This window comes from Sphingomonas sp. TX0543 (genome assembly GCF_048565505.1).
In the GTDB taxonomy this organism is placed as follows: Bacteria; Pseudomonadota; Alphaproteobacteria; order Sphingomonadales; family Sphingomonadaceae; genus Sphingomonas.
Genome location: NZ_JBLZUS010000002.1, coordinates 3,469,943 through 3,481,130, shown reverse-complemented (window position 1 = coordinate 3,481,130; position 11,188 = coordinate 3,469,943). Strand labels below are relative to the sequence as shown.

At 62.4% G+C, this 11,188-nt stretch carries 8 protein-coding genes and 1 pseudogene; 4 read left to right on the top strand and 5 right to left on the bottom strand.

Annotated elements, in window-relative coordinates; translation table 11 throughout:
• Positions 1 to 96: 96 nt before the first annotated feature.
• A complete protein-coding gene (locus tag ACM61V_RS17315; RefSeq protein ID WP_216313585.1) occupies positions 97 to 660 on the bottom strand; it encodes a DUF4142 domain-containing protein in 564 nt (187 codons plus the stop codon).
• A 125-nt stretch (positions 661 to 785) separates the two neighbouring features.
• On the opposite strand from ACM61V_RS17315, the gene ACM61V_RS17310 reads away from it, so the two are divergent.
• Positions 786 to 1,211, top strand: coding sequence for a DUF3597 domain-containing protein (locus tag ACM61V_RS17310; RefSeq protein WP_216313583.1), 426 nt, complete (start codon positions 786 to 788; stop codon positions 1,209 to 1,211).
• Between the two features lie 181 nt (positions 1,212 to 1,392).
• On the opposite strand, the gene ACM61V_RS17305 is transcribed toward ACM61V_RS17310, so the two are convergent.
• From ACM61V_RS17305 to ACM61V_RS17295, 3 genes are read right to left on the bottom strand one after another with little or no spacing between them, the layout of a single operon-like run.
• On the bottom strand, positions 1,393 to 1,668 hold the full coding sequence (locus ACM61V_RS17305) for a hypothetical protein (protein ID WP_216313582.1): 276 nt from the start codon (positions 1,666 to 1,668) through the stop codon (positions 1,393 to 1,395).
• Positions 1,668 to 4,796 carry a DEAD/DEAH box helicase gene (locus tag ACM61V_RS17300; RefSeq protein ID WP_419714208.1) on the bottom strand — a complete coding sequence of 1,043 codons (3,129 nt, stop codon included), beginning with the start codon at positions 4,794 to 4,796 and terminating at the stop codon, positions 1,668 to 1,670. Before ACM61V_RS17300 ends, ACM61V_RS17305 begins: the two co-directional genes overlap by 1 nt.
• A complete protein-coding gene (locus ACM61V_RS17295) occupies positions 4,793 to 5,080 on the bottom strand; it encodes a hypothetical protein (RefSeq protein WP_216313578.1) in 288 nt (95 codons plus the stop codon). Before ACM61V_RS17295 ends, ACM61V_RS17300 begins: the two co-directional genes overlap by 4 nt.
• A gap of 231 nt (positions 5,081 to 5,311) precedes the next feature.
• Here ACM61V_RS17295 and ACM61V_RS17290 point away from each other — a divergent pair, with 231 nt between their 5' ends.
• From ACM61V_RS17290 to ACM61V_RS17280, 3 genes and pseudogenes are all read left to right on the top strand, one after another.
• Positions 5,312 to 6,247, top strand: coding sequence for a YihY/virulence factor BrkB family protein (locus ACM61V_RS17290; protein WP_216313952.1), 936 nt, complete (start codon positions 5,312 to 5,314; stop codon positions 6,245 to 6,247).
• Between the two features lie 484 nt (positions 6,248 to 6,731).
• Positions 6,732 to 6,887 (top strand): IS66 family insertion sequence element accessory protein TnpB, encoded by a 156-nt coding sequence (gene tnpB / locus ACM61V_RS17285; protein ID WP_216313576.1) that lies wholly within the window; start codon positions 6,732 to 6,734, stop codon positions 6,885 to 6,887.
• A 683-nt stretch (positions 6,888 to 7,570) separates the two neighbouring features.
• Positions 7,571 to 8,381: pseudogene (locus tag ACM61V_RS17280) on the top strand (hypothetical protein).
• A 244-nt stretch (positions 8,382 to 8,625) separates the two neighbouring features.
• Here the strand turns inward: ACM61V_RS17280 and ACM61V_RS17275 are convergent.
• Positions 8,626 to 11,106: a hybrid sensor histidine kinase/response regulator gene (locus ACM61V_RS17275; protein WP_216313574.1), complete on the bottom strand. Its 2,481-nt coding sequence runs from the start codon at positions 11,104 to 11,106 to the stop codon at positions 8,626 to 8,628.
• Positions 11,107 to 11,188 lie beyond the last annotated feature (82 nt).

The following is an 11,188-nucleotide window of genomic DNA, read 5'->3' as shown; positions in this document are numbered from 1 at the left end:
CGGTGGGGTGCGCCCTCGCTGCACGACAGCCGATATAGACGATACACGTAGCCGTCTCCCGACCCTGTGCAGACGGACTTGGCCTCATCTCCGTCGTCAGAGGCCCTTGGCCATATTGAGGTGCGCCGTCACAACCGGCACCAATTGCGCCGCGAAATCTTTGAGTGAGGGCACGTCGCCGGTTGATGCGTAGCTTTTCAGCGCATCGAGCGTTGCCTGGTGGGCGCTGCGCTGGGCATCGACATAGGCGCGATCGAAATCCGCTCCGGATTTTGTCGCCAGTGTGTCGAGAGTTTGCTGCTGGCTTGGCGTGAGAGCCGCGGCGGGGGTGATGGCCGGGGTAGCTGCCGCAGCGGCTGTCTGCAACTTGGCGGTGGAATCGGTGTGCGCCTTTATCATCTCTTCAGCAAAATGCTTGACCTTGGCAGACTGCGCTTGCGTCACGGCAAGCTTTGAGGTCTCGATCTCGAATTTGTCGCTCGCCGCTGCCGTATCTGCAAATGCCTGGCCAGCACTGGCCGACGTGGTCGCGACGGACGGAGAGTGGCTCATATCGCTGGCGGCGGCCGAGCTGTCGGCGGCCGGCGTCGCCGCTTTCTTATGGCAACCGGCAAGACTCAGCGCGGCAATCGAAATGGCGAACAGAACGGAATGTTTCATTGTAGCAACTCCCGGGGGGAACCAATGCGAATCCAGGCTGATTAACTGCTCGAACCCGCAACGCGTTCCTGACGGCCAAAATTCGTTATGTACGCCGACGTCCGATTCAACGGCAGGAGAGAGCAATGAGTATTTTCGGAAGCATCCTGGGCAAAATCTTCCATCACGACAGCGCGGCGGCAGCGCCGTTTCCCTCCTCCGCCCCTGTCGCCGCGTCGCAGGCGTCCGCCCCGGCTGCGCAGTCTGCTCCCGAGGCCACGCCCGCGCCCGCAACCGCTCCGCAATCGCCCAAAGTCGATGTCGGACAGGTGCTCGAGGCCATGGCATCGATGAAGGACGACCATGGCGGTAACTACAAAAGCTCGATCGTGGACCTTTTGAAGCTGCTTGATCTCGAGTCCAGTGTATCAGCGCGCAAGGAGCTGGGCCAGGAGCTGGGGGTGCACGCCGGCGAAGACGGCTCGGCCGAGCAGAATATCGCTCTGCACCGCGCTGTGATGGACAAGCTTGCGGAGAACGGCGGCGTCGTTCCAGACAGTCTGCGGCAGTAATTTCCTACCAGCTTCAGCGCGCGTAACCGGCGCGCTGAAGCACCTTTCCGACGGCGACGAACAATACGTTTTGTCACTGTCGGCACCAAAGCGCAGCGATCCGCCATTCACAACATTCGTCGAGAGGAGGACACTGCTGGCGCACTTTGCCTCATCAGTAACGCGTACGACGAAGAGATCGTTACCGCGTTCGAGCGTTTTCGAGCAGTCCAGAACGGGCGGTCGCCCCGAACTGCCATGCCTGCCGGCGCATAAGGGCGAGCAATTCCTTTCCGGGAATGCTGCCGGGATAGCCGGCATGGTTGTGGGTGCGCGGAATGAGAGTGGCCCGGCTCTCGCCAACCTCGACGAGCTCGGCGCCATGGCGGAAGCGCGCGAGATAGATTTCCGCAGGGAGGAGCGCTTGGCGCGGCCCGACGATGAGACAATTGGGCTGGCTTGCGCATCCGACATGCATCAGCCTCCCATTGCCACCAGGGTCTCGAGAAGGTCCGCTACGCGAGCCAGTCGTTCAGCTTCAGCGGTTTGCTCTTTCAGCAGCCATCGTCCCTCCTTCTCGGCGAGTTCGATCCCTTGGGGAACCTGCAAAGAACGATCGCGCGGGGTCAGCGCGATCGCGGCGGGACCGGCGTCCACGCGCTCGATTCCCGCGGCGCGTGCTAGGATGCCGATGCGCGCTGCCGCCAGGAGCCGCTGGGCCGCGCCTGGTTGCGGGCCAAACCTATCGGCGAGTTCTGCGTCGAACGCGTCAAGCTCGGCCTCGTCGCACAGCCGTGCTAGTCGCACGTAAAGGCCAAGGCGGATATCGGGGTCGGGAATCCATTCTGCTGGCAGGCCGCCGGCATCACCGAGGTTGACGTCCGGCACCCACAAACCCGGGTCCTGTCCTCGCGCTTGCCGTAGCGCGGCTTCGAACAGGTGCTGATAGAGGTCGACGCCGACGAGCTTCATGTGACCCGCCTGCGTATCGGCGAGCGGGTCGCCGGCGCCGCGCTGGTCGAGATCGGCAGCACTGATCGCGAACCCTGCGCCGAGCCGGTCAAAGGTGGCTAGCGTGCGCAACCGTTTGAGGGTGCGCTCGGCGATCTCGCCATCCTCGGTCAGGAGGATGACCTGTCCGCGGCGGTTGCCTCGACCGACCCGCCCCCGGAGCTGGTGAAGCTGAGCGAGCCCGAAGCGATCGGCGCGCCAGACGACCATCGTGTTGGCGCGCGGCACATCGAGCCCCGCCTCGATGATATTGGTAGCCAGGAGGACATCGCCTTCGCCATCGCCGAAGCGGACCATGGCCTTGTCGATGTCGGCAGCCGGCATCTTGCCGTGCGCTTCGATGAGTGTGAGGTCCGGCACGATACGGGCTAACCGACCCGCTAGCGGCGCGATATCCTCGATCCGGGGCACGACGACAAAGCTTTGTCCGCCCCGCGAGCGCTCGCGCAGAAGTGCAGTTCGGATCATCGCATCGTCGGGATGGGCGAGACTGGTGCGGATCGGCTGGCGCCGGGCCGGGGGGGTCGCTATGATCGAGACCTCCTGGAGACCAATCATCGCGCGGTGGAGCGTGCGCGGAATCGGCGTCGCGCTCATCGCCAGCAAGTGAGCTGCGGCCCGGTCCCGCAGCTTGGCCTTGTCAGCCGTTCCAAAGCGCTGTTCCTCGTCGATGACGACGAGCCCGAGCCGCGCGTAACTGACATCCTTTGCCAGGACCGCGGCCGTACCGACGACGATCCCGACCGATCCATCCGAAAGACCTGCTTTTACCGTCTTCTTCTCGGCTTTGCTTGACAGTCGCGAAAGGCTGGCGATCTGCACACCCGTACCCGCAAAGCGGCGCTCGAATGTCTGCAGGTGTTGGCGAACCAGCACCGTAGTCGGCGCCGCCAGGATGACCTGGTATCCGGCGATGGCGGCCAGGGCTGCCGCGCGCAGCGCGACCTCGGTCTTGCCGTAGCCAACGTCGCCGATGATCAGGCGGTCCATCGGCCGGCCCGAGGCGAGATCATCGCGCACGGACTGGATAGCGCGCATCTGATCGGCGGTTTCGTTGAAGGGAAAAGCCGCGACGAATTGCTCATATTTGGCTGAGTCGGGCTCGATGACCGGCGCTTCGAGCCGGCTTCGCTCTTCTGCCAAAAGCAGCAGTTCGCGGGCGCTCTCGGCGACGGCTTCGTCGATCGGCCCGCGCCGCTTCTCCCAACTCGAGCCGTCGAGCTTGTCGAGCGTCACCGCGTCGCCGTCAGAACCGTAACGCCACAGTCGCCCCGCATCGTGGACGGCAACGAGACGCCGGTTGCCGCCGGCATATTCGAGCGCGATCAGTTCTTCGCCTCTATCGCCCGGTGCAGCCTCGAGGCCGACAACTCGCCCGACGCCATGATCCTCGTGGATGACGAGATCGCCGGAGCGAATGTCGCCGGTGGACAGCTGCATCCCGGACGCGCTCGGCTGGACCTGGCCCACGATCGCGCGGCTGCCAAGAAGATCGGCCGCAGCGACCATCACGAAGTCTTTGGCACGGGCACCCCGGTCGATTGGCGCGACAAGCGTCGCCACACCGCCGGCGGGCAGACGCGCCAGATCAAAAAGGGTTGTGAGCGTTTCAACCTCGACTTTGAAGATCTTGGCAAGCCTTGGTCTCAGGAAGCGAATGTCGCGCTCGCTGCCGACCAGCAGAAGGCGTTGCCCAGCCTGTAGCAGCGGCGAAGCAAACTGCCTCAGCGCGGCCAAGGGCGCTTTTTGCTCGGCAAAGCGCGGCACGGGCGACGGTTCGGTCTGAGGCTCGCCGCGAGCCCAGGAGGCTAATGCCTGTGTCCATGCTTCTTCGGATACTGCATCGATCACCGCGCCCGCCTTGTCGGCTGCAGAGGCGGCAAGGCGAACGAACCGTTGTCGCCGCTGGTCGGCCTTGGGCGACATGTAGATATGGCCCGGCGGCAAATGGGCCAAGATAGACACCCTGGAGTCCGACTCGGGTTCGGCAGCGCGGCCGATTTCGAGGACCTCGCATGGCTCTTCGGTGAGCTGCGTCACGGGATCATAGCGGCGGATCCCGGCGATCCGACCTTCCGCGACATCGATCCGCGCCGGGAGGCCGGCGTCGGCAGGAAAGATGTCGACGACATCGCCGCGCACGGCGACTTCGCCAGGTTCGTCGACACGGTCGTCCGCAATGTAGCCGAGCGCTTCCATTTGCGCAGCGAAACGGGTCATGTCGATTGCGTCTCCTGACCTCAGGCTCGGAGGAGCGGTTTCGAAGGCCGCAGCATCCGCATAGAGCCGGGCGGACGCCTCGCCGCTCATGATCGTTGCCAGGCGTTCGCGTTTGTCGCTCGTTGCAAGTCGCCGCAGGGCCCGCAAGGCAGCGACCCGTCGCCCGATATTGGCGGGAGAAGCGGGAGCACGGTCGCCGGGCAGGGTGTCGCTCGAAGGAAGGAAGACGACGTGAGCGGCAGGGACGAGGGCAGCGAGTGCTCCAGCCACTGCCTCGGCCTCCTGCTCGTCGTCGGCAAGATAGAGGAGGTCTCCCGCGCGAAGGAATTCGGCGAGCACGAGAGCGGTTGCCCCGAGACCGTGTGAGGCGTTCATCGACGCTGGCTCCGGATCATCTCCGCCGGGTTAGCAGGCCTGTCATACGCACGCTGCTTGGCCGGCCAACGCCCAACCCCGATCAGGTTAACTGACAGCAGAAAGCCGTTGGTGACGATGAGATTGATCTGACCGGACGACAGTCTGATGACCGACCATGCCATTGACCAAAAAGCAAAGATGACCAAGCCCGAGCCTGTCACCTGCGCGCCGAGATCGGCCGCGGTCATCGTTGCAGCGATCATCTTGGCGGTGGGGGCCATCCAACTTGCAAGGTCTTCCAAGCAGCCAACTTCCAATAAGTGAGACCCGAGGAACGCCAAGCGCCGCAATTGGTGCCGGAGCGACGAGATTTCCACAGGACCAAGGCAAATTGTGGGTTCGGAACACCGGCCCTTGGGCCGCGTTGCTGCACCATCGATAGCGGTGAACACCCGGTGTTCTACAGCCGATTTGATCCAGGAGCGTGGCGGGAATACGATGTGAAGGGGGAAAGCCTGATTAACCAAGGTTTCATGGGGGGTGATGCACCCAAACCCGTGGATGAGACGCCATCGGACGTTAGGTCGCCCTGGCGACTGCCGCGGACTGCTTGGAAAGAGGTGTTCGTCAGGACGTGGAGGGAGACGAGCGAGGACAACATGAGCCTCGTCGCCGCTGGCGTCGCATTCTATGGTTTCCTGGCGCTGGTGCCGCTGATGGGTGCCACGATTTTGTCCTACGGGTTCATTGCCGATCCGCAGGACATCAGTCGCCATGTGACCAGCCTGAGTGAGATCCTTCCCCGGGAGGCCGCTTCTCTGATCGGGGATCAGTTGATCAACATCGAGCAAACCTCAGGCGAGAAAAAGGGCGTCGGGCTGCTTGTCGCGCTTACCCTCGCCTTGTTCGGCGCGCGTAACGGTGCGGCGAGCATTATCACCGCGCTCAACATTGCCTATGGGGAAGAGGAGCAGCGAGGCTTCATTTGGGTCAACGTGCTTGCGCTGCTCATCACCGTCGGCGCGGTCGCGATCGGTATCCTCGCCGTGATCGCGATCGCCGGCCTCGGTCACCTCGAGGATCTGCTGCCTTGGCTGCCGGGTCCCGCGCTCTTCATGGGTAAGCTCCTGTCCTTTGTCGTTCTCGTTTTTGCTGGTGCTGGCGGCGCGGCGACCCTTTATCGGTTTGCGCCGTCGCGGCACACGGCAAAGTGGGTATGGCTGACCCCTGGCTCGGTTGTGGCCGGCATACTGTGGCTGGCGATGACACTTGGCTTTGGGATCTATGTCGCAAATTTCACGGACTACGGCGCCACTTACGGCTCGCTTGCCGCCGTAATCGTCCTGCTGACGTGGCTATATCTCTCATCCTATGTGCTGATGCTCGGAGCAGAGCTCAATTCTGAACTCGAACGCCACACGGCCGCTACCAAAACGCAAGCGCCTACGAAAATCGAGGCAGGTCCGTGAGCCATAACCGGCTTTCAGCTGTCGGCTAGAACGGGCTGCGAGGTACGTGTCCGGCAGGCTCTGCCTTGTCGGGCCAATGAGTGAGCACTGGTAGGCGCATTTGTGCGTGCTCGTGGGAATGGCTAATGAGCCGGATCACGGTGTTCTCGCAACCAGAACGGCGCTGAAGGTGGAGCGAGGAGGAACGGCTGCGGGTGACCGACGCGTTCGCGCCGAAGGCCCGCCTGGCCGATGGCTACCAGCGCTATGATGCGACCTCGCTGATCTTCACAGGCGCAGCAAGCGGCGCAAGCCCGTGCCGAAGCAGAGCCCAGCGAGCCGGGAACGTGCCTGCATTTGCCGTCGCCGCTGGTCGTCGACGAGGAAGCGGAGAGGCGCGGCGTGGCGGCTCCGGCAGTGGTCATCGACCTGGCCCGGGGCAAGCCTGTGAGTGTAGACCATCGCCGTCGCCGGCCCACGCATTGGCCGCACTGAAGACGCTGCAGTGATCCCCGCCGGCGCGCAGGTGTGGATCGCGATAGGTCACGCCCAGCTGAGGAAAGGCATGCGCGGCCTTACACAGATGGTGGAACAGGGCTTGAAGCGTGACCGGTATGGCGACGACCCGTTCGTCTTCCGCGGCCGTGCCGGATCGTTGTGAAGATCATTTGCATGACCCATCGTGATGTGGCTTTACACCAAGGGCCCTCACGCAAGCCATTCCCCGATATACTGCCGCGGGAGTCTATGGTCAGACCGGCGTCGTGGGCGCGCTTTGCCTGGCAAGCTGGTCGGGCGAGCGCCTTGCCGTCCGCAATGAACTCAGCGCGCAGGTTCTGGCTGAGCTTCAAGCCTCGCTCATCAGCCAGCTCGCCCGGCTGTCGCAATCATGATCAGGGAAAGGTTATCTACTGCATGTTGCGGCGCTGGAATGCCTTCACCTGTTTCCTCGATGAGTACAGGCTATGGTTACCCAAAACCATTTCGAGCGCGCGCCGCTGTATGCCGCTGGGCGTAAGGCGTGCTTGTTCTGCATCTCAGAACGTGGTGATCACGGAGCAGCAGTGCTTCACCCAATGATTCAGACGGAGTGCCTGATTGACGTCGGTCCGGATGCGTTGCTCGCCGCTGTGCTGTCTCGGATCGCTGACCGCCCGCTCAGCAAGCTCCCCGGCGGGCTGCCCGGGAACTGGTGCTCGCCGCAGGCGTGGTGTCCGTTTTTTAAACGTCTGCATATCCAGACGCGATTGTGAAGCTGCGATCGAAAAGGCAGCAATCGCGCAATTGCAACCCCTTGCTTGACCTGCCATTGCCCTGAACCTGAGTGAATCAGGAGCGGGTGACATGAGGGATCGCGTGGACGATGCCGTGAGCAAGGTTCCGGCCGTGACGCTTACGTTTTGGATGATCAAGATCCTGGCGACAACCCTGGGTGAGACGGGTGGTGACGCGGTAAGCATGAGCTGGCTAGGGGAAACCACCCCGGGCGCCGGAGCCAGCGGCCTCAACGGGTATCTTGTCGGCACGGTCATCTTTGGCCTGCTGCTGCTCGGATTGGTTTGGCCGCAAATTCGCGCGCGACGCTTCAGTCCGTGGTTATACTGGGCGACCATCATCGCGTCGACGACCGCCGGGACCACACTCGCCGATGTTTGCCACGCGCTCAATCGGCCTAGGCTACCCCGGCGGATCGCTGCTTCTATTTAGCCTGGTGCTGATGTCCTTGTTCAGTTGGCATCGAGCCCTCGGCACCGTGGATGTGAACAGGATCGAAACTGCGCGGGCCGAGACATTCTACTGGATCACAATTACATTCAGTCAGACCTTGGGCACGGCACTCGGTGATTGGGTAGCGGACAGCGCGCTTGGCTATTCTGGCGCTGCCTTGCTCTTTGGTGCAACGCTTGCTGTTCTCGCCACACTTTACTGGTTCACCACGCTCTCCCGCGTGTTGCTGTTCTGGGCGGCGTTCATCTTTACCCGCCCCCTGGGAGCCACTGTTGGCGACTTCCTCGACAAGCCGGTGGCGAAGGGTGGTCTCGACTTCAGTCGACCTTTGGCCACAGCTGTCCTTGCGGGCGCGGTGATCCTGCTCATCCTCGTTGCTCCGCAACGAGCAGGGACGCATCCCCGAGACCCGGGTGAAGTTCGGTAATATTGACCGATTCTACAGATCATCCCGTTTGCGGCTCTCACAGCGCCGCTACTTTGCGGGTGGCATGCGACGGGTTTGTTCCATGACACTTCTCATTAACGTATTTTGTGCTACCTACTCGATACGGCTGGTGTTCCCGCACCCATAGCCTAGCTCGGCGGGGCTCCCTCTTTGCGACCCGGGGGAGCCCCACCAGTTCATGCATCCGGACGGATGCCCCACCACGTAGATGTTGAACACGCGGTCACCTATCTGAAAACAGCGATCTCAGGGCGGCAGCCAAGGCCTGTTCCTCGAACGGCTTGCTGAGCACTTTAGCATCGTTGATTTCTGCGGCTTCGGCATACCCGGTCATGAAAAGCGCCGGCACGGGCTCGCGGCTGTGGACCTGTCTGACGAACGATGGACCATCCATCCGCGGCATCCTTACATCCGTCAGGATGGCATCGATCGGTAGTCCTCTGGCACGCTGGCGGTCGAACAGATCGAGCGCCTGCGACCCGTCTTCTGCCTCTACCACGTGAAAACCAATGTCCTGCAGCTGATAGGCAACCAGCGAACGGACGCTGCTGTCGTCATCGACCAACAGGATCGTCTTGCGGCCACCGATGTCTTCTGGTTCTGGCGCGAGGCAGTTGGTCTGTTTCGCCTGGGGCAGGTCGATCGATATCACCGTCCCCTTTCCCACTTCGCTTTCGATCCGTAAAGTGCCGTGACACTGCTTCGCAAAGCCATGAACCATGGCAAGGCCAAGCCCGGTGCCATGGCCTTGCGCCTTGGTCGTAAAAAAAGGATCGCGCGCCCGTGCGACAACCTCCGGCGACATGCCCGACCCATTGTCCTCGACCGCGATGGTGACATGGCTGGCGCCCGTATCTGACACCGCGCGCGACACACGCACCGATATGCAACCGTGGTCGCAGATTGCATCGCGCGCATTGACCACAAGATTGATGAGCGCCGCTTCCAGGAGACCCGGATCGGTCTCGACTGTGCCGATATCATCCGGGCAATCGAGGGTGAATTTGGCCTTCGCGCCAGCGGAGCGTTCGAGCAATGGCTTTGCCTCGTTCAGCAACGCACACAGGTCGATGCGCGATATCTCAAGAGGACGTTGCCGAGCAAAAGACAGGAGCTGTTTGACAATCGAGCTTCCGCGCTCCGCTGCCCTGACGCTGTGTTCTGCGATGTGGATGATCTGAGGATCGCTGGTCCGCTTCATTATCAACGCAAATCCAGCAGAGATCGCCTGGATCACATTGTTAAAATCGTGCGCAATGCCCGAGGTGAGTTGTCCGAGAGCTTCGAGTTTCTGCGCCTGAAGCAGCGCCTGCTGCGCGGCTTCCCGGCGCGATGCCTCTTCTCGCACGCGGCTCTCGAGGGTTTCGTTGAGCGCTCTCAGCTCCGCCTCGGCTGCAATGCGGTCGTCGATGACCACGCCGGAGGCGATGAGGTGGGTGATATTACCGCCATCGTCGCGGAGCGGCGCGAGCTGGAAGTCGATCGTGACCCGGCTGTCGGCAGCCATGGCGACGGGGACATCGTAGCGAATGGTGGCGCCGGCAGCGGCGGCGGCGATGTCCTCGCGCAGTCGGGCTTGCACCTGTGCATCATAAGACCACCACGGCGCATCGGCGAAGGGTTTGCCGATGACATCCTCTCGCGAGATCCCGCCGGCCTCGATGGGTGCCTGGTTGGCTTCCGTGAGCACGCCATCGGGCGTGAGCGTGCCCACGAATGCAAACAACTGGTCGATGACGCGGCGCAGATGCGCTTCGCTTTCGCGAAGTCGCCGCTCCAGGGCGCGGCGTTCGGTGACTTCGTCACAAACGATCCCGACCCCGATCACCTCGCCAGACGTATTTTTCAATGGATAGAACTGCTCCCGCCATTCCCGCACCACGCCGGGCTTCGCCGCCGTCGCTCCTGTCACCACAACGTCAAGAGCAGGCTCGCCGCTTGTGAGGACCTTTGTCAGAGCAGGCTCGGCAGAGGGTCGCAATTCCGGAACTATGTCCCAAGCCGTCCTGCCGATATGGGCTTCGACCGGCAGTCCGTTCATTTCGGCCAGAGCTTCGTTGATCCGGACAAATTTCAGCTCGCGGTCAAGCAGTGCGAGTCCCATGGGCGAGCGATCGTAGAGCTGTTCGAGTTCCGCCGCCTGCGAGCGCGCGCTGGCCGCCGTAGCCAACAACTCGGTCTCGGCGATTTGCATCGTCTCGATGACCGTTTCACCTTGCTGCAATTTTTTCCGGGTCGCGTCCGCCGCCTGACGCGCAAGCACTTGTTCCGTAACATCTTCTACGCTGTGTATTATCCAAGCGACTTCGCCTTCAGGCCCCAGAACGGGCGCGTTGATGGGATGCCACCAGCGCTCCTCGAACTCTCCGCCGGCAACGCGTAGCGGATATCGCTGCAAAGCCATGGTGTCGGCCATCTTGGTTCGAAGCACCTTGGCGAGGGATGCAGCCAGGTTGCGCGTACCGTCAGCGTGAGGATCGCCCGGATCATCCGGGAAAGCCTCGAAGAGCTTTTTCCCGATCAGCGCATCACGCGTCGTCCCGGTAACGGCCAGTCTGGCCTGATTTGCGGCAACAATGACCCAGTCCGGAGGTGATACAACCAGCAAGGGCGTAGGTGCGGCGTCGAACAGCGCGCCGAAGTCCGCCAACGGGCGGGTGACTTTTACCTCTGAGCCGTCCAGTTGCACCAGGCTTTCCTCCATCAAATGTCTGCAATGCAACGGCAAGCAGTCTTAGCAGGCCATTCGGGCGTTGTCTTGTAACTCATCGCGGCCGGGCAGCGCT

Coding starts and splice junctions, on each gene's coding strand:
- ACM61V_RS17300 (WP_419714208.1), bottom strand. CDS start 4,796: ATGAACGCCTCACACGGTCTCGGGGCAACCGCTCTCGTGCTCGCCGAA.
- ACM61V_RS17290 (WP_216313952.1), top strand. CDS start 5,312: ATGGGGGGTGATGCACCCAAACCCGTGGATGAGACGCCATCGGACGTT.
- ACM61V_RS17315 (WP_216313585.1), bottom strand. CDS start 660: ATGAAACATTCCGTTCTGTTCGCCATTTCGATTGCCGCGCTGAGTCTT.
- ACM61V_RS17275 (WP_216313574.1), bottom strand. CDS start 11,106: ATGGAGGAAAGCCTGGTGCAACTGGACGGCTCAGAGGTAAAAGTCACC.
- ACM61V_RS17305 (WP_216313582.1), bottom strand. CDS start 1,668: ATGCATGTCGGATGCGCAAGCCAGCCCAATTGTCTCATCGTCGGGCCG.
- ACM61V_RS17310 (WP_216313583.1), top strand. CDS start 786: ATGAGTATTTTCGGAAGCATCCTGGGCAAAATCTTCCATCACGACAGC.